General features: G+C 64.1%; 16 protein-coding genes. 9 read left to right on the top strand and 7 right to left on the bottom strand.

The annotated features are described in order from the left end of the window. Positions 1 to 19 precede the first annotated feature (19 nt). A complete protein-coding gene (locus ABIB95_RS06935; protein WP_354238329.1) occupies positions 20 to 1,264 on the bottom strand; it encodes an efflux RND transporter periplasmic adaptor subunit in 1,245 nt (414 codons plus the stop codon). A 145-nt stretch (positions 1,265 to 1,409) separates the two neighbouring features. Continuing rightward, positions 1,410 to 2,822 (bottom strand): CoA transferase, encoded by a 1,413-nt coding sequence (locus ABIB95_RS06930; protein WP_354238328.1) that lies wholly within the window; start codon positions 2,820 to 2,822, stop codon positions 1,410 to 1,412. Between the two features lie 113 nt (positions 2,823 to 2,935). Between ABIB95_RS06930 and ABIB95_RS06925 the strand changes: the two genes are divergently transcribed. Further along, complete coding sequence (locus ABIB95_RS06925; protein ID WP_063984616.1) at positions 2,936 to 3,223, top strand: hypothetical protein; 288 nt, start codon at positions 2,936 to 2,938, stop codon at positions 3,221 to 3,223. A 176-nt stretch (positions 3,224 to 3,399) separates the two neighbouring features. Then, the gene (locus ABIB95_RS06920; protein ID WP_354238327.1) at positions 3,400 to 4,170 is read left to right on the top strand and encodes an SDR family NAD(P)-dependent oxidoreductase; all 771 of its coding nucleotides are present in this window, start codon (positions 3,400 to 3,402) and stop codon (positions 4,168 to 4,170) included. A gap of 304 nt (positions 4,171 to 4,474) precedes the next feature. Here ABIB95_RS06920 and ABIB95_RS06915 read toward each other — a convergent pair whose 3' ends face one another. From ABIB95_RS06915 to ABIB95_RS06900, 4 genes are all read right to left on the bottom strand, one after another. Continuing rightward, positions 4,475 to 5,167 (bottom strand): hypothetical protein, encoded by a 693-nt coding sequence (locus tag ABIB95_RS06915; protein WP_354238326.1) that lies wholly within the window; start codon positions 5,165 to 5,167, stop codon positions 4,475 to 4,477. A 134-nt stretch (positions 5,168 to 5,301) separates the two neighbouring features. Beyond that, entirely contained in the window at positions 5,302 to 8,676 is a 3,375-nt protein-coding gene (locus ABIB95_RS06910) for an error-prone DNA polymerase (protein ID WP_354238325.1), read from the bottom strand. Continuing rightward, complete coding sequence (locus ABIB95_RS06905; protein ID WP_354238324.1) at positions 8,673 to 10,259, bottom strand: Y-family DNA polymerase; 1,587 nt, start codon at positions 10,257 to 10,259, stop codon at positions 8,673 to 8,675. The genes ABIB95_RS06910 and ABIB95_RS06905 overlap by 4 nt, the downstream gene beginning before the upstream one ends. After that, the gene (locus tag ABIB95_RS06900) at positions 10,162 to 10,944 is read right to left on the bottom strand and encodes an ImuA family protein (protein ID WP_354238323.1); all 783 of its coding nucleotides are present in this window, start codon (positions 10,942 to 10,944) and stop codon (positions 10,162 to 10,164) included. The genes ABIB95_RS06905 and ABIB95_RS06900 overlap by 98 nt, the downstream gene beginning before the upstream one ends. Before the next feature lie 163 nt (positions 10,945 to 11,107). Here ABIB95_RS06900 and ABIB95_RS06895 point away from each other — a divergent pair, with 163 nt between their 5' ends. The 3 genes from ABIB95_RS06895 (at position 11,108) to ABIB95_RS06885 (ending at position 15,521) form a co-directional block, all read left to right on the top strand. Next, positions 11,108 to 12,343: a putative DNA modification/repair radical SAM protein gene (locus tag ABIB95_RS06895; protein WP_354238322.1), complete on the top strand. Its 1,236-nt coding sequence runs from the start codon at positions 11,108 to 11,110 to the stop codon at positions 12,341 to 12,343. Beyond that, positions 12,343 to 13,785 carry a UdgX family uracil-DNA binding protein gene (locus ABIB95_RS06890; RefSeq protein ID WP_354238321.1) on the top strand — a complete coding sequence of 481 codons (1,443 nt, stop codon included), beginning with the start codon at positions 12,343 to 12,345 and terminating at the stop codon, positions 13,783 to 13,785. The genes ABIB95_RS06895 and ABIB95_RS06890 overlap by 1 nt, the downstream gene beginning before the upstream one ends. A 107-nt stretch (positions 13,786 to 13,892) precedes the next feature. Beyond that, complete coding sequence (locus ABIB95_RS06885) at positions 13,893 to 15,521, top strand: inorganic phosphate transporter (protein ID WP_028146969.1); 1,629 nt, start codon at positions 13,893 to 13,895, stop codon at positions 15,519 to 15,521. Positions 15,522 to 15,597: 76 nt separating this feature from the next. Here the strand turns inward: ABIB95_RS06885 and ABIB95_RS06880 are convergent, their stop codons facing one another. Then, complete coding sequence (locus ABIB95_RS06880) at positions 15,598 to 16,770, bottom strand: M20 aminoacylase family protein (RefSeq protein ID WP_085403878.1); 1,173 nt, start codon at positions 16,768 to 16,770, stop codon at positions 15,598 to 15,600. Positions 16,771 to 16,982: 212 nt separating this feature from the next. Here ABIB95_RS06880 and ABIB95_RS06875 point away from each other — a divergent pair, with 212 nt between their 5' ends. The 4 genes from ABIB95_RS06875 to ABIB95_RS06860 all read left to right on the top strand — a co-directional run bounded on the left by ABIB95_RS06875 (position 16,983) and on the right by ABIB95_RS06860 (position 20,988). Further along, positions 16,983 to 18,602 carry a GMC family oxidoreductase gene (locus ABIB95_RS06875; RefSeq protein ID WP_166351268.1) on the top strand — a complete coding sequence of 540 codons (1,620 nt, stop codon included), beginning with the start codon at positions 16,983 to 16,985 and terminating at the stop codon, positions 18,600 to 18,602. Positions 18,603 to 18,614: 12 nt separating this feature from the next. After that, a complete protein-coding gene (locus ABIB95_RS06870) occupies positions 18,615 to 19,505 on the top strand; it encodes an alpha/beta fold hydrolase (RefSeq protein ID WP_166351266.1) in 891 nt (296 codons plus the stop codon). A gap of 175 nt (positions 19,506 to 19,680) precedes the next feature. Further along, entirely contained in the window at positions 19,681 to 20,625 is a 945-nt protein-coding gene (locus ABIB95_RS06865) for a metallophosphoesterase family protein (RefSeq protein ID WP_354238320.1), read from the top strand. Positions 20,626 to 20,664: 39 nt separating this feature from the next. Then, positions 20,665 to 20,988 (top strand): cupredoxin domain-containing protein, encoded by a 324-nt coding sequence (locus tag ABIB95_RS06860; RefSeq protein ID WP_028146964.1) that lies wholly within the window; start codon positions 20,665 to 20,667, stop codon positions 20,986 to 20,988. The last annotated feature ends 35 nt before the right edge of the window (positions 20,989 to 21,023 follow it).

Raw genomic sequence — 21,023 nt, 5'->3', positions numbered from 1 at the left:
AATTTTCTTGGGTCGTCGATCAGCTACCGGACGCCGCGCGGTCGATGAACAGGCTGCCCTTGGTGACGACCTGCTCGCCTGGCTTCAGATTGCTGGTGACCTCGACGAAATTGCCATTGATGAGGCCGGTCTTGATCTGGCGCAGCTCGACCGACTTGTCCTCGCGCGCGACCCAGATGCGGACCTTGTCGGCCTCATAGATCAGCGCCTGCTTCGGCACCGCCGGCGCGGCACGGTCGCCGGCCGAATAGATCGTGACGTTGGCGAACATTTCCGGCTTGAGCTGGCCGTCCTTGTTGTCGATGGTCGCGCGAACCAGCAGGCGGCGCGTGTTGGGATCGATGGCGGCGGCGACGTAGTTGATCTTGGCGGTCAGGGGGTGGCCCGGCAGCGCCATCACGTTGACGCTGATGTCCTGGCCGATGCACACCGCGGCCGCATCGCTCTCGCGCACGAAGGCGGTGAGCCAGACCGTGGAGAGGTCGCCGATCACGAACACCGGATCGCTGGCGCCGGAATTGACGTATTGGCCCGGACCGATCTTGCGCTGCACGACGGTGCCGGAGATCGGCGAGTAGATCGTGATCTCCCGATCGATGACGCCCTTGTCCTGGAATGCCTTGATGGTCTCGTCGGTGAAGCCGAGGATGCGCAGCTTGTTGCGCGCGGCTTCCAGCGCCGTCGCCGAGGAGCGCACGTCGTTCTGCGCCTGGACCTGGGTCGTTTCGGCCTGCTGATAGTCCTTCAGCGGAATGGCGCGGCCCTCATAGAGGTCCTTGGCGCGCCTGAACTGGATGTCGGCAAGATCGATCGCAGACTTCGCCTTGTTCTGCGAGGTCATCGCAGCGATGAAATCGTTCTGGGCCTGCACGGTGTCGGCGGCCTCGATCGTGAACAGCGGTTGACCTTGCTTCAGCATCTCGCCCGGCTTGGCGAGCAACTTGGTCACCCGGCCCGCATAGGGCGAGAACACCGGCGTCGAGCGATCCTCATCGACCGCGACCTTACCCTCGGTGACATATTCGGCCCGGAAGGTCTTGGCCTTGACCGGCTCGATCGTCAGCGTCGCCCACTCGGACGGCGTCGGCGTGAAATTCTGCGCATTCCTGCGCGACTGGCTGGAGACCTCGGAGTGGCTCTTTTCCTTGGCCCCCGCACGCAGGAAGCCATAGGCACCGGCGCAGGCGAGTGCCAGTAAAACTACGGATGTGATCACCCGTTGTTTTGTAAACACCTGCAATCGCTTGGTATTTTCAACTACCATGGGGCCCGGTCAAGTCTGCGACGATCTCGGCAGACGACTGCCTTATCGGTCGCGCTAATAGTGCTGAATTGGGATTTCAAACAACCTAAAAAACGCCAGCCACCTTTCCGTTTGCGTTAAAATATTGCATCGCGTCAGCTTCACGTCAGTTTCGCGCCGGCCATTGTGGCGGATGACTGCCGAGCGGCATCGCCGGGCGGCTCCATCGCGCCGGCGTGGTCGACAGCAGCGCGGAATGGCGCACCGCCTTCAACGTGCCGAAGCCAGATGGCATGGGCTCGATGAATGCAGCATGTACGGCCTCGCCCGTAAGATCCGGGGTGTCCAGGCCGCCGTCGAGCCGGCCGAGATTCCACAGCCAGCGTCCGGTCTGCGCCAACGACACGCGCACGTGCCAGCTCCCGCCCTCGCGGGCCTGGCGTGCCTTGGCCATCATCGCGCCGAATGCCATCAGATAGCCGGTGGCATGGTCGAGCATCTGCGCCGGCAATTCCTTGGGACCGTCGATGCCCGCGGCCTGCCCCTCGGCGTGGTTGAAGCCCGTTGTGGTCTGCACCAGTGAATCGAAACCGCGCCGCTCCGCCCAGGGGCCGGCATGGCCATAGGCAGACAGCGTGACATAGACGATGCCGGGATTGATGTTCGCTGCATCCTCCGGCGCGAACCCGAGGGCCGCAAGCGCGCGCGGACGATAGCCTTGCGAGAAGATGTCGGCGCCCTTCAACAGCTCGCGCAGCTGCGCCCTGCCCGCCTCGCTCTTCAGCTCGACCAACGTGGTGAGCTTGCCGCGGCCGGTGTCGATGGTGAGCCAGGGAATGGCCGGCAGCTCCGGCCCCGAGACGAGCAGCACATCCGCGCCGTGCGCGGCGAGCGTGCGGCCGGCAACGGGGCCCGCGATGACGCGCGAGAGATCGAGCACGCGCAGGCCGGAAAGCGGACGATCGCCGTTCGACAATCCCTGCGGCCATGGCTTGGGTGGGGCCTCGCCGATCTTCTCGATCGAGACCAACGGCAGTTCGGCGAGCGCGCGCGCCTGCGGCAGCGCGGACCATTCGTCGTAGGAACGCATCAGGGCGACGACGCCGCCCGCGGCATAGGCCGCAGTTTCAAAATCCTCGCCCTTCCATTGCATCAACGCGGCCTGAACCTTGTCGCGCTCGGGCTCGCAGCCGAGCACGTTGCAGACGGCGTCGCGATGATGCGGGAAATTGGTGTGGCAGCGGACGAAGCGGTTATCTCCAGTTTTGTAGACGCCGGCGATGGCGTCCCAGGCTGGCGGCGGCGGCTTGTCGTCGAGGCGCAAATAACGCTCCGAACGACATTCGGCGACGGCGTGGCGCATGTCGACGGAGACGTCCTGCGGCTCACCGCTGCGCAGTCTCCAGATTTCGGCGGCGGCCAGACCAGCGGCGGCGATCGTCGTCTGTCCGGCGACGGCGACGCGAAACGAGGACGGAATTTGCGGCTCCTCACCAGTCAGCCGCACGCGTTCGAGCGCGGCCTTGTCGCCGCCGATGGAGGTCCAGAGATCCCTAAGAATATCGGCGGGGCTTTGCATGACCGCTTCTCTCCCTTTCAGATTTAAGCATGATCCTTTCGGAAATCCGCTGCGCATTTTCTGGATCATGCTGTAGTTTTCGCGACCATGTCATGATCGCAGAAAGGAATGCAATGGCCGCCGTAGATCCCCTCACCGCAGGCGCCGTGTTTATCGCAACGGCGGCCACCGACGCAGTCTATGTCATGTTCACCTCGGCCGTGATCGCGCGCAAGCGCGTGCCGGCGGCGAACTGGAGCGCGGTCTGGTACCTGCTCTCCTCCTACGCCGTGATCAGCTACACCGAAAACCCGTTCTATGTCGCTTTCGCGGCGATCGGCTCCTGGGCCGGCGCCTACGCCTCGCTGACCTTCCTGCACCGCCCGCCCGGCGGCCCGCCGGTGGGGGCGGCACCGGAGTGAGGGAACCGCCTCTCCGCGTCGTCATTGCGAGGAGCCCTTGCGACGAAGCAATCCAGACTGTCTCTGCGGATGCATTTCTGGATTGCTTCGCTACGCTCGCAATGACGAATTGGAGAGTTCAGCATGTCTCCTGAAACGGCTACACTCTTTGCACCAACAAAAAGGAAAACCAAACAATGGATCTCGGTCTCAAAGGCAAAAACGCCATCGTCCTCGGCGGCACGCGCGGCATCGGGCGGGCGATTGCAACCACGCTCGCCGGCGAAGGCAGCAACGTCGCGGTGTGCGCGCGCAACGCGGATCAGGTTGCGGCGACCGTCACTGAACTCAAGGCAAGCGGGGTCCGCGCCAGCGGCGGACCGGTCGACGTCACCGACGGCGCGGCGCTGAAATCCTGGATCGAGACTGCTGGAAAGGAGCTCGGCGGCATCGACCTGCTGTTCGCCAATGCCGGCGCGATGGCGCAGGGCCATGATGCGGCATCCTGGGAGCAGAACTTCCGGCTCGACGTGCTCGGCGCCGTGCATGCGTTCGACGCCGCGCGGCCGTTCCTCGAGACCAGCGGCGAAAAGAGCGGCGATGCCGCCTTCGTCATCATCTCCTCGATTTCGGCGGCGCAGGCCGATCTCGCCAGCTCCTACGGCCCGATCAAGGCGGCGCTGATCCACATGGCCAAGGGATTGGCGCGGCAATACGCCAAGAAGAAGATCCGCGTCAACGTGGTGTCGCCCGGCACCGTCTATTTCAAGGGCGGCGTCTGGAACGTGATCGAGCAGAAGATGCCGGAGCGCTACAACGACGCGATGAAGCGCAACCCGACGGGCCGCATGGCAACGCCGCAGGAGATCGCAAGCGCGGCGGTGTTTCTGGCAAGCCCGGTGTCGGGGTTCACCACGGGCTCCAATCTCGTCGTGGACGGCGCGATCTCGAACCGGGTGAATTTTTAGAGCGGGTACACTGTCGTCGCCCGGCTTGACCGGGCGACCCAGTATTCCAGAGACAGCGCGGCTAGAACCGAGAAGCCGCAGCGTACTGGATACCCCGCTTGCCGCCTACGCTAAAGCTTCGGCGGCCCTGGACCTCAGCCCCGGCGAAGCCTTGGCGTAGTCGGGTCGCGGGGTATGACAGTCGAGTGTGTCGCGTGTGATCACGCAACAAACTCGTCATTGCGAGCGCAGCGAAGCAATCCAGATTGTCGCAGATGCAGTCTGGATTGCTTCGTCGCTTCGTTCCTCGCGGAGGCTCAGGCACTCATGGTGCGGGTAGACGCGAACGCCGCCTGCGAATGACCCACATTGCAAATTGCACGAGCCAGTCCGGCACTTTCAAATAGCGCAATGTATCAATCTGGCCCTGTTCTTCGCGGTCCCGAAAGCTCGCGTCGGAAAGGTAAATCTGGTCGCTTTCGCACCACTCCAATGTACGAACAATTTCTTCCTGCATGGGTCCGCTGTCAGGCAGCTTCATGAGGAAGTTGAGCTCGCGTCGAAGACAGGTCGCTTCGATCCGATAGCGGCTCTTTTCTTCATAGATGATCCCCCAGCCCTCCAACCGTGCATGGGTCGCTTCATGGACGATGGTTGAGGCGATCCGCTCAAGCGTCGTTGTCTCGTTGAGAACGTAACGTTCATCGAGGGCGCAAGCGTTCAATGACTGATCATAGTGCGCCTGGGCGCTGGGGAGCAGGTGCACCCATATTCGGTCGAGATTGCGGGTGATACGGGAATAATTGAGTGTGTCGTGGCGCTTGATGAGCTGGAGGGCCTCTTCCACACGGCGCAACGCCGGGTAAGGTTTGCTTTCGGTTGTCCCGATCCAAAGCCTATCGATCGTGCTGCCCTTGGATAACCAGAGACTCAGCCTATCAACACGGGAGGGTCTTCGATCCGGCTTTACGGCGACGGCCAGGCCGCGCGATCGTTGCGGCGGTTCCAGTTGCTGCAAACATCACCCCGTCATGTCCAAATCGGGCACAACCAAGTGTATAGGTATCTCGCTTTCAGGTTGCTTAGAGACTTAATTCAAATCGTATCGATCGTTAGGCGGGATTAGCCGATCCAAGCGGTTGTCATGACCCCTCAATGAAAATCCCGCGACGGCGGCAGGATGCGGACGTTGCGGGGGTGGCGGATTTTTTGCGCCGGCATATCCGCGTGGGCGCGGGGATCGTCGTTGAGGGGCTCGATCAGGTCGGCGCCTGCCGGCACCGGATGCTTGCGGCTCAGCGCGTCGTTGGCGAGACCGACCAGATCGTGCGAGCGATCGACCATGCGCTGGGCGATGAGATGCGTCACCTTTTCGGGGCTGCTCTGGATATAGCCCTCGACCAGGATGAGGCGCGCGCCCATCACCTCCTTGCGGTACTGCTCCATGATCTTGGGCCACACCACGACATTGGCGATGCCGGTCTCGTCCTCCAGCGTCATGAACACGACGCCGCTGGCGCTGCCCGGCCGCTGCCGCACCAGCACCACGCCGGCGCAGCGGACGCGGCGCCGCTCGTTCTCATGGCTGATGTCCCTGCAGGACACCACACGCTCGCGCGAGAACATCTCGCGCAAAAATTCCATCGGATGGCCCTTCAGCGATAGCCGGATGGTCTGGTAGTCCGCGACCACCTGCTCGGCCCGCGGCATCTCCGGCAATGGTTTTGCATGCTCGTCCGGCTGCTCGCGCGCGGTCGCGGCCTCGAACAGCGGCAGCGGCACGTCGTCGGGCAGCCGCCGCACCTGCCACAGCGCCTCGCGGCGGTCGAGGCCGAGGGAGCGGAACGCGTCGGCATCCGCGAGCAGGATCAGCGCACGCTTGGGCAGGCCGGTGTCGCGGGCGAAGTCTTCGAGCGAGGTGAAGGGACCGCTGTTGCGGGCGTCGATGATCAGGTCGGCCCAGTCTTTCTGAGTGACATATACCTTGCCTTGCCGTTTCGCCTGCGCCTCTTTGAGCAACTCCTCATCGGGATCGAGCCAGTGAAAGCCGTCGATCTGACGGAAGCCCAGGCGGACGGCGCAGTATTTGCCCTCGGTGTTCTCCAGCGTGTTTTGCGCAAAGCTGTAGGATACGTCGATGTCCCGCACCTCGACGCCATTCTTGCGAGCGTCGCCGACGATCTGCGCCGGCGCGTAAAAGCCCATGGGCTGCGAGTTCAGCAGGCCGCAACAGAACGCATCGGGGTGATGATATTTCAGCCATGACGAGATGTAGACGAGCTGCGCGAAGCTCGCGGCATGGCTCTCCGGAAAACCGTAGGAGCCAAAGCCCTTGATCTGGTCAAAGCAGCTTCTGGCGAAGTTGGCATCGTAGCCGCGCGCGACCATGTTGCCGATCAGCTTCTCCTCGTATTGGCCGATGGTGCCGACATTGCGGAAGGTCGCCATCGAGCGGCGCAGGCCGTTAGCCTCCTCGGAGGTGAACTTTGCTGCTTCGATCGCGATTCGCATGGCCTGCTCCTGAAACAGCGGCACGCCCTTCGTCTTGTGCAGCACCTTGTAGAGCTCATCCGCGGGACCATGCTCGGGCGATGGCGAGGGATAGGTCACTTTCTCGATCCCGTTACGCCGTCGCAAATAGGGATGCACCATGTCGCCCTGGATTGGCCCCGGCCGCACGATCGCGACTTCGATAACGAGATCGTAGAAGGTCCGCGGCTTCAGGCGCGGCAGCATGTTCATCTGCGCGCGGCTCTCGACCTGGAATACGCCGAGCGATTCCCCGGCACACAGCATGTCGTAAACCTTGGGATCGTCCTGCGGGACACTCGCCAGCACCCAGCGCTTGCCCTTGTGCTGGTCGATCAAATCAAAACATTTCCGGATGCAGGTCAGCATGCCCAGCGCGAGCACGTCGACCTTCATCATGTTGAGCGCGTCGACGTCGTCCTTGTCCCATTCGATGAAGGTGCGGTCGTCCATCGCGGCGTTGCCGATCGGCACATAGGTGTCGAGCCGGTCCTGCGTCAGCACATAGCCCCCGACATGCTGGGAGAGATGGCGCGGGAATTCGATCAGCTCGGTCGCGAGCTCGACCGCGAGGTTGATCATGGGATTGTTGGGATCGAGCCCGGCCTGCCTGACCTGCATGTCGTTGAGGCCCTTGCCCCAGCTTCCCCAGACGGTGTCGGCAAGCGCAGCGGTGACGTCCTCGGTCAGGCCCAGCGCCTTGCCGACGTCACGGATGGCGCTGCGCGGGCGGTAATGGATGATCGTGGCGATGATCGCGGCGCGGTGGCGGCCGTAGCGGCGATAGACATATTGCATCACCTCCTCGCGCCGCGAATGCTCGAAATCGACGTCGATGTCAGGCGGCTCCAGCCGCTCCTTGGAGATGAAGCGCTCGAACAGCAGATCGACCTTGGTCGGATTAACGGAGGTGATGCCGAGCACGTAGCAGACCGCTGAGTTCGCCGCCGATCCCCGCCCCTGGCACAGGATGTTCTGGCTGCGCGCATAATGCACGATGTCGTGCACGGTGAGGAAGTAGTGCGCGTATTTCAGCTCTGCGATCAGCGCGAGCTCTTTCTTCAGGGTCGCGCGAAGCTTGTCATCGATGTTGCCGCCGAAATATGTCTGCACGCCCGCCCAGGTCAGATCCTCCAGATGCCCTTGTGCGGTCTTGCCTCGCGGCACCGGCTCGTCCGGATACTGGTATTTGAGCTGGTCGAGCGTGAAATCGATCTTGCCCGCAAAGCGCATGGTCTCCGCGATCGCCTCGGGAAAGTCGCGGAACAGCCGCGACATTTCGCGTGGCGTCTTCAGGAATCGCTCGGCATTGGCTTCGAGCTTCCGTCCGACCGCTTCGATCGTGGTTTTTTCCCGGATGCAGGTCAGCACGTCCTGGAGCGGACGACGGCCGGGATGGTGATAGAGCACCTCGTTGGTCGCGAGCAGCGGCACGTTTGCTTTGGCGGCGAGATCATCGAGCCGCGCCAGGCGGCGGCGGTCGTCGCCGCGATAGACCAGGCTCGCCGCCAGCCACACGCCCTCGGCGCGGCTGTCCTTAAGCTTTGTGAGAACATCCAGCGCCTGCTCGGGCTCGAAGCGATGCGGCAGCGTCAGGACCAGGAGCTGGCCCTCGGAAAACTCGAGAAGGTCGGCAAAAGTGAGATGGCATTCGCCCTTCTCGATCCGCGTGATGTCGTCGCCGCGCTTGCCCCTGGTGAGGAGCTGGCACAGCCGGCCATAGGCGGCGCGGTCGCGCGGATAGACAAAAATGTCGGGCGTGCCGTCGATGAAGACGATGCGCGCGCCGATCAGCAATTTCGGCTTGTACAGCACCTTGTCATTGTCGAGCTCCTTGTAGGCGCGCACTACGCCGGCGAGCGTGTTGTGGTCGGCAATGCCGATCACGGGAATGCCGAGGATGCTCGCCTGATGCACATAGGCGCGCGGATCCGAGCCGCCGCGCAGGAAGGAGAAATTGGTGGTGATGCCGATCTCGGCATAAGCGGGCGTAGTCATGCGAAGAGGCCGTGCACATACCAGTTGGGAGGAATGGGTTTGCCTTCGTCGTCGAACACCTCTCCTTCGTAAAGACCGTCGCGAAAGATCCAGAAGCGCAGGCCTTCGGCATCCTCGATGCGGAAATAATCCCGCGTCAATTGCTTGCCGTCCTGCCGCCACCATTCCATCGCGATACGCTCGGGCCCTTCCACTCGCACCACCGCATGCAGCGCGCGTCGCCAGGTGAACTGATGCGGCGGGCCGTCCGGCACGGTCGCGAACGGCACCTTGATCGGCTCCGGTCTGTCGAACAGCCTTAAGGGGCGCAGCGGCGGCTCGCTCTCGGCGCGCGCCGGCCATTCGGCCTGCATGGCCACGGCGAGATGGTGCTGGGCAGGCGCGGCCAGCACCGCACATTCGGGGATATGGGTATCCTCAGGCAAATGCACGACGACGCGCTTTCCGCCGATGCGCGCGGCGATGCGGTCGATCAGCGCGGCGAGCTCGTCATTGTCGTGGACATGGGCGTCGAGATCGCGCTGCTCCTGCACCACGATCTCGGTGCGGCTCGCCGACAGCCGCACCATGTCGAAACCAAAGCCGGGATCCAGCGGATCGGCGAGCGCATCGAGGCGTTCGCGAAACAGCCGGTCGATGACTTTGCTTTGCGTGACCGGCCGCCCGGTCTCGACCATGATCGCGCGCACCACGCCGTCGGTGCGAAAGAAGGCGGCTTCCAGGCGCCGCGCGCCCTTGCCCTGCTTCTCCATGGACGCGATCAGCGTGTCGGCGAGCCGCGACAGCGTCATCGCGATCATGGTGTCGGTGGCGATCGGTTCGGCAAAGCGCTTCTCCACGATGTAATCCGGCAACGGTTTGCGCGGATTGATCGGGGCATCGCCATGCCCCTGCGCATGCGCGAGCAGCGTCGAAAACCGCGCGCCGAACCGCGCCGTGATCTCATGCGGCTCGCGCGAGGCGACATCGCCGATGGTTTTCAGGCCGGCGCGGCGCAGACCAGTGGTGATGGCCTCGCCCGCACCGAGCGCGGACACCGGCAGCCGGCTGATCGCCGCCGCCTCCCCGCCATCGGCAACGATGGTGCCGGAGGCCTGCCGCGTCAGCGTGCGCGCACAGACCGAGGTGCCGGCGATCGCCGCGCTGGCGGCAAAACCCTGACGGGCGAGCGCGCGGACGAAGGTCTGCAACAACGCAGCCTCGCCGCCGAACAGATGCGCGCAGCCGGTGATGTCCAGAAACAGCCCGTGCGGCGGATCGAGCGCCACCAGCGGCGTGAAGCGGTCGCACCAGTCTGCGACGTCGCTGAGCGTCTTCGCATCGGCCACGACATCGGCGTCGAACACTTTCAAGTCCGGACACATCGCCCGCGCATTGGCCAGGGGCTGGCCGATATACAAGCCGAGGCGCTCGGCGGCTTCATTGAGCGCATGGATCACCAGCGCATTGTTGTCCTTGATGACAACGATGCTCGGATCATTGGCCTTACCCAGCGCGCCGAAGAACCGCTGAATCCGATCGATGGGCAGGCGTGGCAGCCACAGGCTGAGGATACGCCGACGGTTCAGAGAACTGGCACTCATCACATTTCCATTCCATGATCCACCGGCCGCACGGGCCATGACGATTGCGCAAGAGCTCGGCATCGAAGCGCGGCGCGCCCCAGGCACTCCATGCCGGGCCCGGCGGCGAATGCGCCGCGCGCAGCATCCATCGCGTCTCCGCGGTCGAGGGCAGCGGCTGCGCGGCCATCCGCAACATCAGGCCGGTGACACCGGACGATTGCGCGGCCAGCGTCAGCTTGCGGCTCGCCACGAGATCGAATTGTCGCGTCTCACCCCAGAGCTCGAGCACGACGGCGCCAAGCGCGTCGCAGGCGAGCGCATCGGCCGAGGTCCGCAGCGCGCTCTCGACATCGGCGGCGCGCACCATCACCACGCGGCGCGGATCGAGACCGATCTCGGCAAGCCCGCTCATCGACAGCGCGCCGGTCTCGAGTTCCGAAAAATCCTGCCGCACCCACAGCAGCGGCCGGCGCCGCGAGACACGCCCCGCAAGCCCCATGACAAAACCCGTCGCGGCGGTTCCCTGCCGGCCCTCGCAAAACACCTCGTGGATCACCGCGCGCGCGAGTCCGCCCTTCAGCGCGCTGTCGACCTCGCCGTGGCCGAGCGCGACGCGATCGTGCTGATGCACGACCTCCGCCGTCTCGATGCGCTCGATCTGGCCGCGCAAGGTCGCAAGCGCGTTCATCCGTGCGCCGCTCATATACGCCGCTCCTTCAGAGGTGATTGCCGAGGTTCTCAAAAATAAGAACCTGCGGCTGGCTCATTTGTTCATGATATGTTCTAATATAAAGCTAACAGCGGCCGGGGAGTCAATCGAATTGGTGCTCATCCGGATTCGTAAGCTGAATCAAAGGGATTCCACGATGGACGTACAACGCAAGCTGGAGATTCTGGCTGATGCCGCCAAATACGACGCGTCGTGCGCCTCCAGCGGCACCGAGAAGCGGGATTCCAGCGATGGCAAGGGCATGGGCTCGACCGCGCCGGGCATGGGCATCTGCCATTCCTACGCGCCGGACGGACGCTGCATCTCGCTGCTCAAAGTGCTCCTGACCAACGCCTGCAATTACGACTGCCTTTATTGCGTCAACCGCGCCTCATCCAACGTGCCGCGTGCCCGCTTCACCATCGACGAAGTGGTCAAGCTCACGCTCGACTTCTACCGGCGCAATTACATCGAGGGCCTGTTTCTCTCCTCCGGCATCATCCGCAGCCCCAACTACACCATGGAGCAGGTGATCAGCGTCGCGCGCAAACTGCGCGAGGAGCATCACTTTCGCGGCTACATCCATCTCAAGACCATTCCCGAGGCCGACGACGCGCTGATCGCGGAAGCCGGCAAATATGCCGACCGTCTCTCCATCAACATCGAAATGCCCGAGGAGACGAGCCTGCAGCAATTCGCACCGGAAAAGGATGTGCGCGCGATCCGCCGCACCATGGGCCGGCTGCGGCTGAAGCTCGACGAGGCCGAGGAAGGCCGCAGCGCGAAGACGAAGGCCAGGCCGCAGCGTTTTGCACCGGCCGGGCAAAGCACGCAGATGATCGTCGGCGCCGACAGTGCCAACGATCACACCATCCTGCACACCAGCGCCAATCTCTACGGCTCCTACAGGCTGAGGCGCGTCTACTACTCCGCCTTCAGCCCGATCCCCGATGCGAGCCGCGCGCTGCCCCTGCGCGCGCCGCCCCTGCTGCGCGAGCACCGGCTTTACCAGGCCGACTGGCTGATGCGGTTCTACGGTTTCGACGTTGCGGAGATCGTTGACGACAGCGCGATGCTGCCGCTCGACATCGATCCGAAGCTCGCCTGGGCGCTGCGCCATCGCGACCGCTTCCCGCTCGACGTCAACCGCGCCAGCCGCGAGGAGCTGTTGCGCGTGCCCGGCTTCGGCACCAAGGCGGTCGAGCGCATCATCGCGACACGGCGCACCACCACGATCCGCCTCTCCGATCTCGCGCGGCTGCACGTGCCCCGCAACAAGGCGCTGCCGTTCATCGTCCTCAGCGATCACCGCCCCGCGCCGCATCGCCTCGACGAGGCGCGGCTGATCGAACGGTTCAAGCCGAAGGCAACACAATTGGGGTTTGGCTTCTGATGCAGTACATCACCCTCGACAATCAAACCGATTTCGACGGCTGGCGCAAAGCCGCACGCAGCCTCGTGCTTCATCATGTGCCGCCAACCGATGTCACCTGGACCGTGCAAGGCGGCGAAGCCGAGCTGTTCGCACCGCCCGCGCCGTCTCCGATACTTGAGGTGAACGACGGCACCTTCAATGTCTCGGCAAAATTCGTCGATCTCGCCAAGGCCGCGATCCTGCATCGCGACGGCGAGCGCTTTGCGATCCTCTATCGCCTGCTCTGGCGCTTGAAGGACAATCACGATCTCATCGAGGTCGCGACCGATCCCGATGTCGCGCAAGTCACGGCGATGGCACGAGCGGTTCATCGCGACGAGCACAAGATGCATGCCTTCGTGCGATTCCGCGAGATCGGCCGCGAACGCGCGGCGCATTACGTCGCCTGGTTCGAGCCGGAGCATTACATCGTCGAGCTCGCCGCACCGTTCTTCGCCAAGCGCTTCGCCGACATGCCCTGGTCGATCCTGACACCCGATCTGTGTGCGCATTGGGATGGCCACGCGCTCTCGTTCACGTCGGGCGTGAGCAAGAACGAAGCACCCGGCGAAGACCGGCTCGAGGAAACCTGGCGGCGCTACTACGCCAGCATCTTCAATCCGGCGCGGCTGAAGGTGAAGGCAATGCAGACGGAGATGCCGAAGAAATACTGGAGGAACCTGCCCGAGGCGTCGATCATTAAGCCCTTGATCGAGGATGCCGAGCGCATGACCGGCGCCATGATCGCCAATGCTGCAACCGATCCGCACAAGCCTCAGAGGCGGCCGGAGGCTCCGATGCCACGCAAGCTGGCTGCCGACGATCTCGAAGCGCTCCGCGAGGAGGCGGCCCATTGCCGCGCCTGCCCGCTCTACAAGGACGCGACGCAGACCGTGTTCGGCGAGGGCCCGAAAGACGCGACCATCATGCTGGTCGGCGAGCAGCCCGGCGACAAGGAAGACCTCGCCGGCCACCCCTTCGTCGGCCCGGCCGGCCAGATGCTCGACCGTGCGCTTCAGGAAGCCGGCGTCGACCGCAACAAGGTCTACGTCACCAACGCGGTCAAGCACTTCAAATTCGTGCCGCGCGGAAAGATCCGTCTGCACCAGAAGCCGGCGACGCCGGAGATCCGGGCATGCCGGCAATGGTACGAGCGGGAAGTTTCGGCAATCCAGCCCGAGCTCATCGTGGCGATGGGCGCCACCGCCGCGCAGAGCGTGTTCGGCAAGATCATCCCGATCGGCAAGACCCGCGGCCGGCTCATAGACCTGCCCGACGGCCGCAAGGCGCTCGTGACGGTGCACCCGTCCTATCTGCTGCGACTGCCCGATCCGGAAGCCAAAGTACTGGAATATCAGCGCTTTGTCGAAGACCTGAAGATTGCCGCCGGCTTGCAGAAGAAAGCCGCACGCGCCGCCTAAATACTGGCAAATACTGGAGGGAAAGCGACTTTACGACGCAGTTGTCATCCAGCCTTCAAATCCATCGCGGACAATAGCCCTTCAAATTAGTTAAGGGGCGTCCAAAAATGACAGATGTTGCATTCGACCGTGCGGTAGGCGATCCGACGCCTGTCCAGCCGGCTTCCAGGCCCAATCTCGACAAGGGTTTTAACCCGCTCACGATGATCCTGTTCTTCGGCATCCTTGCCGCAGGCCTGCTCTTCGTTGCCTACAGCATCTATGTCGACGTCAACGCGACCGGCACGAAGGTGACGACCTTCCTGCCCTACATCCTCCTGTTCGTCGCGCTGCTGATCGCGCTCGGCTTCGAATTCGTCAACGGCTTCCACGACACCGCCAACGCGGTGGCGACCGTGATCTACACCCATTCGCTGCCGGCTGAATTCGCGGTGATGTGGTCGGGCTTCTTCAACTTCCTCGGCGTGCTGCTGTCCTCCGGCGCGGTCGCGTTCGGCATCGTCTCGCTGCTGCCGGTCGAGCTGATCCTCCAGGTCGGCTCCAGCGCCGGCTTCGCCATGGTGTTCGCACTCTTGATCGCCGCGATCATCTGGAACCTCGGTACCTGGTATTTCGGCCTGCCCGCCTCCTCCTCCCACACGCTGATCGGCTCGATCATCGGCGTCGGCATCGCCAATGCCGTCATGCGCGGCCGCGACGGCACCTCGGGCGTCGACTGGAGCAAGGCCACCGAGATCGGCTACGCGCTGCTGCTGTCGCCGCTGTTCGGTTTCATCTGCGCCGCCGTGCTGCTGCTGCTGCTCAAGTTCATCGTGCGCAACCCTGCGCTCTATGCCGCGCCCGAAGGCAACAAGGCGCCGCCGCTCTGGATCCGCGGCCTGCTGATCGCAACCTGCACCGGCGTCAGCTTCGCCCACGGCTCGAACGACGGCCAGAAGGGCATGGGCCTGATCATGCTGATCCTGATCGGCACCGTGCCGACCGCTTACGCGCTCAACCGCGCGCTGCCGGAGAGCCAGGTCGCCCAGTTCCAGAAGGTCTCGGAGGCCGCCTCCAAGGTGATCGCGGCCAAGGGCGCCGGTCACTCGATCATCGGCGATCCCCGTCCTGCGGTGACGCAGTACATCACCTCGCACCACATCAGCGAAGGCACCTACCCCTCGCTGTCGGTGCTGGTGAAGGATGTCGGCGACCAGGTCGCGAAGTACGGCTCGCTCAACAAGGTGCCGGCGGAAGTGGTCGGCAACACCCGTAACGACATGTACCTGACCTCGGAAGCGATCCGCTTCCTGATGAAGGACAAGGAAAACGACCTCAACAAGGAAGAGGTCGCGACCTTGAACGCCTACAAGGGCGGCCTCGATAGCGCCACGAAGTTCATCCCGACCTGGGTGAAGGTCGCCGTCGCCATCGCGCTCGGCCTCGGCACCATGGTCGGCTGGAAGCGCATCGTTGTCACCGTCGGTGAGAAGATCGGCAAGACCCATCTCACCTACGCACAGGGCGCCTCCGCCGAGCTGGTCGCCGCCGCCACGATCGGCGCCGCCGACGTGTTCGGCCTGCCGGTCTCGACCACCCACGTGCTGTCGTCGGGTGTCGCCGGCACCATGGCCGCGAACGGCTCGGGCCTGCAGATGGCGACCATCCGCAACCTGCTGATGGCCTGGGTGCTGACGCTGCCCTGCGCGATCGCGCTGTCGGCCACGCTCTACGTGATCTTCTCGCGGATCTTCTGAAGCCGATCACGCGCCTCAAAGACAAAGGGCCCGTGCGATGCACGGGCCCTTTTCGTTTGTGCTTCGGGGTTCGGCCTTAAGACGCCGCGAGCGATTCCTCGACCAGCTTGACCCAATAGGACGTGCCGAACACGATCGCCTCGTCGTTGAAATTGTAGGCGGGGTGATGCAGGCCGGCGCTGTCGCCGTTGCCGCAGAAGATGAAGGCGCCGGGCCGCGCTTCCAGCATGTAGGCGAAATCCTCGCCACCCATCAGCGGCGGCATCTCGTGCACATTGGCCTCGCCGGCAACGTTCCTGGCGATACGCCGCGCCACCTCGGTCTCCGCGGCGTGGTTGTTCACAACGGGATAATTGCGCTTGTAGTGCAGGTCGATCTTGGCGCCGGTGATCTGCGCCACGCCCGCCACCACTTCGTGCACGCGCTTCTCGACCAGCTTGCGCACCTCCGGCGACAACGTGCGGATGGTGCCCCTCAACGTCGCAGTCTGCGGAATGACGTTGCGGGCATTGCCGGCGTGGAATTCGCAGATCGAGATCACGGCCGATTCCAGGGGATCGACGCTGCGGGCGACGATCGACTGCAGCGCGGTGATCACCTGCGCGCCGACCAGCACGGAATCGACGCATTTGTGCGGACGCGCGGCGTGGCCGCCGAGGCCCTCGATCATGATGTCGACCTCGTCGGTCGCCGCCATGATCGGGCCCGGCCGGATCGCGAACGAGCCGATCGGAATGCCCGGCCCGTTGTGCATGCCGTAGACCTGCTCGATGCCGAAACGCTCCATCAGCCCGTCCTTGACCATGGCCGCGCCGCCGGCGCCGCCCTCCTCGGCCGGCTGGAAGATCACCACAGCATCGCCGGCGAAGTTACGGGTCTCGGCGAGGTAGCGGGCCGCACCGAGCAGCATCGCGGTGTGGCCGTCATGGCCGCAGGCGTGCATCTTGCCCGGAGTCTTGGAGGCGTAAGGCAGGTTGGTCTGCTCGTCGACGGGCAGCGCGTCCATGTCGGCACGCATGCCGATCACCTTGAGCCCGTCGCCGGCCGGCTTGCTGCCCTTGATCACGCCGACCACGCCGGTCTGCCCGAGGCCGGTCACAACCTCGTCGCAGCCGAACTCGCGCAGCCGGTCCGCAACGAATGCTGCGGTGCGGTGAACGTCGTAGAGCAGCTCCGGATGCTGGTGGATGTCCCGGCGCCAGGCCTGAATATCGGGTTGGAGGTCGGCGACGCGGTTCACGATGGGCATGGAGGGGTCTCAAGCTTTGTTGGGAATACAGGACTGTCTACCACGCAAGCACCAGTCCACCTAACTCCCGCGGATCGAGGGTCCCCTGTGCTCTCGTCATGGCCGGGCTTGCCACCAGCTTGTCTTGGCCATCCACGTCTGACTATTAGGATGGAAAGCGCGTGGATGCCCGGGACGAGCCCGGGCATGACGCCTGTTTGGGTGGAAGCAGAATGCCGAGGCGCCTCGAAGGTGAGTTTGACTACATTGTCGTCGGAGCCGGCACGGCCGGCTGCATCATCGCCAACCGCCTCTCGGCCGTATCAGGGAATCGCGTCCTCATTCTCGAAGCCGGCGGCGACGACAACTGGATCTGGTTCCACATTCCGGTCGGCTATCTCTTCGCGATCGGCAATCCGCGCTCGGACTGGATGTTCAAGACCGAGGCCGAGCCCGGTCTCAATGGCCGCTCGCTGGCCTATCCCCGCGGCAAGGTGATCGGCGGCTCTTCGGCGATCAACGCCATGATCTCGATGCGCGGACAGGCCGCCGATTACGACCACTGGCGCCAGCTTGGCATGACCGGCTGGGGTTATGACGACGTGCTGCCGCTGTTCAAGAAACTCGAAGATCACTTCCTCGGCGCGAGCGAGCATCATGGCACCGGCGGCGGCTGGCGCATCGAGGCGCCGCGGCTGTCATGGGCCGTTCTCGACGCCGTCGGCGACGCCGCCGAGGAGATGGGCATCAAGCGCATTCCCGATTTCAACACCGGCGACAACGAAGGCACCAGCTATTTCCACGTCAACCAGAAGCGCGGTCGGCGCTGGTCGTCGGCGCGCGGCTTCCTCAAGCCGGCGCTGAACCGCCCAAATCTGCGGCTCGAGAAGAACGTGCTGGTCGATCGTCTCATCATCGAGCAGGGCCGCGCCGTCGGCGTGCGCTTCATCCAGAACGGCGAGATCATCGAGGCGCGCGCGAAGCGCGAGGTGATCCTCTCGGCAGGCTCCATCGGCTCAGTGCAGGTGCTGCATCGCTCCGGCATCGGCCCCGCCGACTGGCTGTCGCCGCTCGGCATCGACATCGTGATGGACAAGCCCGGCATCGGCCGCAACCTTCAGGACCATCTCCAGCAGCGCGCGATCTACAAGGTCGAGGGCGTGCGCACGCTGAACGAGACCTATTACAATCTGTTCCGCCGTGGCCTGATGGGGCTCGACTACGCCTTCCGCCGCCGCGGCCCGCTGACCATGGCGCCGTCGCAGCTCGGCATCTTCACGCGCTCCGATGCGACGCGCGCCCGCGCCAACATCCAGTTCCACGTGCAGCCGCTGTCGCTCGACAAGTTCGGCGATCCCCTGCACCACTTCCCCGCAATCACGGTGAGCGCCTGCAATCTGCAGCCGACATCGCGCGGCACAGTGCGGCTGCGCTCGGCGAGCCCGGACGAGAAGCCGATCATCGCGCCGAACTATCTGTCGACCGACGACGACCGCCAGGTCGGCGCCGACGCCATCCGGACCACGCGGCGACTGATGCAGCAGAAGGCGCTCGCCAAATATCGCCCGAGCGAATATCTGCCCGGCCCCACCGTCGGCGACGACGATGCCTCGCTCGCCAAGGCCGCCGGCGACATCGGCACCACCATCTTCCATCCCGTCGGCACCGCAAAGATGGGCGCGGCGAATGATCCGATGGCGGTGGTGGACGAACGGCTGCGTTTCTACGGCCTGAGCGGCCTGCGCATTATCGACGCGTCGATCATGCCGACGATAACGTCAGGCAATACCAATACGCCGACAGCGATGATCGCCGAGAAGGGCGCGACGATGATTTTGGAGGACGCGAAGTAGCGTTCCGTCCCCATGATCAATCCACATCGCTTCTCCATCGGCCCCACTGACGCGCAGATCGCGATGCTGCGATGGGGCGAGAGCGGGAGGCCGCCCGCGCTGCTCGTGCACGGCACCGGTTTCGTCGCCGACGTCTGGGACGAGGTCGCGCGCGAGCTTGCATCGACCTACACCGTTTACGCGCTCGACCGCCGCGGCCACGGAGCGAGCCACAAGCCCGATACCTATCATTTCCTTGATTATGCCGAGGATGTCTGCCGGGTGATCGATGCGCTCGATCTGTGCGAGGTCTACGGCATCGGCCACAGCGCCGGCGCGACCGATCTCCTGCTCGCGACGAAACTTCGGCCAGGACGCTTCACACGCCTGTTCGTGATGGAGCCGACCGTGATGGACCCGCGCGCGGCGCGGCCCGGGGGATTGAACGAAGAGTCCCTCGCCCGCGTCCAGGGCACGCTGCGCCGGCGGGCCGAGTTCGACAGTGCCGACACCGTGTTCGAGCGCTACCGCACTGCGCCGGCGTTTGCCGATTGGACCGAGACCTCGCTCCGGGCCTATGTACGCCACGGCTTCGTGCCGCTGGAGAATGGCCGGGTTCGGCTTTGCTGCACGCCCGAGATCGAATTCGCAATCCTGCGTCCGATCTACGAGGCGATGGAGCAGGTCTATGTCGGCGATGCCCGCGGCAACCCGTTTGCAGGGCTTGCCGAGATCGAATGCCCTGTCCGCGTCGCGACTGCCGCGAAGTCGGGACCCATCTACAAGGAGATGGCGTCGCGTGCCGTGTCGCTGATTCCGCGTGTCAGCACGATGGTCTTTGAGGACGCCGGGCACTGCGTGGCGCAGGAAGTGCCGGAACGCGTGGTCGAGGCCGTGCGGGAGTTCACGAAATCCTCTGCGTAGCCCGGATAGAGCGAAGCGCAATCCGGGGATAGCCGCGCACCGCCTCCGCATTCCGCTGCGCTCCATGCGGGCTACAATCCCCCACCTCACGAAAACGTCATCGCATCCGGGAATAAGCCTCCCCCTCCCTCAATCACCTCCCCGAAGCCCAATTCCGGGCGAGAGGAGACGTGCGATGAGCGGACACGATCACGGGGAAGACGGCGTCAGCCGCCGCAAGGTGCTGGAATGCATGACCTGGGCCGGCACCGGGGTGCTCTGGACCATCACGGGCGGCGTGCCGCGCTCGCTCGGCATCATCGATTCCGCGCAGGCCGCGACCGCGGCCGCGCCCGGCATGACCTTCCTCCAGATCAGCGACAGCCATGTCGGCTTCGACAAGCCGGCGAACCCCAACGCGCTCGGCACGCTGGAGGAGGCTATCAACAAGATCAACGCAATGCCGGCAAAACCCTCCTTCATGATCCACACCGGCGACATCACGCACCTGTCGAAGGCAGCCGAGTTCGACAATGCCGACCGCATCATCTCGCAGAGCAAGCTCGACGTGCACTACGTGCCTGGCGAGCATGACTTTCTCGACGAGGAGGTGAAATTCTATCGCGAGCGTTACGGCCGCGGCACCAAGGGTGCAGGCTGGTATTCGTTCGACGCCGGCGGCGTGCACTTCATCGGCCTCGTCAACGTCGTCGACCTCAAGGGCGGCGGTCTCGGCAATCTCGGCTCCGAGCAACTCGCCTGGCTCGAGGACGATCTGCGCGGCAAGTCGAAATCGACGCCGATCGTGCTGTTCGCGCACATCCCGCTCTGGACGGTCTATCCCGAATGGGGCTGGGGCACCGAGGACGGCGGCCGCGCGCTGGAACACGTGAAAGGCTTCGGCTCCGTCACCGTGCTGAACGGCCATATCCATCAGGTGATGCAGAAGGTCGAGGGTAACGTCACCTTCCACACCGCGCGCTCAACTGCGTTCCCGCAGCCCGCGCCGGGGACCGCGCCCTCGCCCGGACCGATGAAGGTCGAGGACGCAAAGCTGCGCGGCATGCTCGGCGTCGCCAGCATCAACTTCAAGCAGAACGAGCAGCGGCTCGCGATCATCGACACGCCGCTGCAGGGTTGATCCAAGATTGAACGGAAAAAGGCTGAACGGAAGCTGACAATGAAAACACTCAATCGCCGCGACTTCGGTGTCGCCGTGGTCGCGGCCATCCTGTTGCCCGCAACGACGGCCCGTGCCGACGACATGGAAGTGCATATCGACAATTTCGTTTTCCAGCCGGCCGAGCTGAAGATCAAGCTCGGCACCACCGTGACCTGGACCAACCGGGACGACATCCCGCACACCGTGGTGTCGGCCGGCAAGTTCAGGTCCAAGGCCCTGGACACCGACGACAAGTTCTCGTTCACCTTCACCAATGCGGGCGACTACAAATATTTTTGTTCGTTGCACCCGCACATGACGGGGATGATCAAGGTTGAGTAACGTCTCAAACCAAGGCATCAACGTCTTGCCCGGCC

It is taken from the genome of Bradyrhizobium sp. LA2.1 (assembly GCF_040547725.1).
Taxonomy (GTDB): domain Bacteria; phylum Pseudomonadota; class Alphaproteobacteria; order Rhizobiales; family Xanthobacteraceae; genus Bradyrhizobium; species Bradyrhizobium barranii.
Note: the sequence above shows the minus strand (reverse complement) of the source record. Positions and strands in the feature narration are given on the sequence as shown.

Coding starts and splice junctions, on each gene's coding strand:
- ABIB95_RS06920 (WP_354238327.1), top strand. CDS start 3,400: ATGGATCTCGGTCTCAAAGGCAAAAACGCCATCGTCCTCGGCGGCACG.
- ABIB95_RS06895 (WP_354238322.1), top strand. CDS start 11,108: ATGGACGTACAACGCAAGCTGGAGATTCTGGCTGATGCCGCCAAATAC.
- ABIB95_RS06890 (WP_354238321.1), top strand. CDS start 12,343: ATGCAGTACATCACCCTCGACAATCAAACCGATTTCGACGGCTGGCGC.
- ABIB95_RS06905 (WP_354238324.1), bottom strand. CDS start 10,259: ATGAGTGCCAGTTCTCTGAACCGTCGGCGTATCCTCAGCCTGTGGCTG.
- ABIB95_RS06900 (WP_354238323.1), bottom strand. CDS start 10,944: ATGAGCGGCGCACGGATGAACGCGCTTGCGACCTTGCGCGGCCAGATC.
- ABIB95_RS06860 (WP_028146964.1), top strand. CDS start 20,665: ATGAAAACACTCAATCGCCGCGACTTCGGTGTCGCCGTGGTCGCGGCC.
- ABIB95_RS06925 (WP_063984616.1), top strand. CDS start 2,936: ATGGCCGCCGTAGATCCCCTCACCGCAGGCGCCGTGTTTATCGCAACG.
- ABIB95_RS06910 (WP_354238325.1), bottom strand. CDS start 8,676: ATGACTACGCCCGCTTATGCCGAGATCGGCATCACCACCAATTTCTCC.
- ABIB95_RS06875 (WP_166351268.1), top strand. CDS start 16,983: ATGCCGAGGCGCCTCGAAGGTGAGTTTGACTACATTGTCGTCGGAGCC.
- ABIB95_RS06885 (WP_028146969.1), top strand. CDS start 13,893: ATGACAGATGTTGCATTCGACCGTGCGGTAGGCGATCCGACGCCTGTC.
- ABIB95_RS06935 (WP_354238329.1), bottom strand. CDS start 1,264: ATGGTAGTTGAAAATACCAAGCGATTGCAGGTGTTTACAAAACAACGG.
- ABIB95_RS06880 (WP_085403878.1), bottom strand. CDS start 16,770: ATGCCCATCGTGAACCGCGTCGCCGACCTCCAACCCGATATTCAGGCC.
- ABIB95_RS06930 (WP_354238328.1), bottom strand. CDS start 2,822: ATGCAAAGCCCCGCCGATATTCTTAGGGATCTCTGGACCTCCATCGGC.
- ABIB95_RS06870 (WP_166351266.1), top strand. CDS start 18,615: ATGATCAATCCACATCGCTTCTCCATCGGCCCCACTGACGCGCAGATC.
- ABIB95_RS06865 (WP_354238320.1), top strand. CDS start 19,681: ATGAGCGGACACGATCACGGGGAAGACGGCGTCAGCCGCCGCAAGGTG.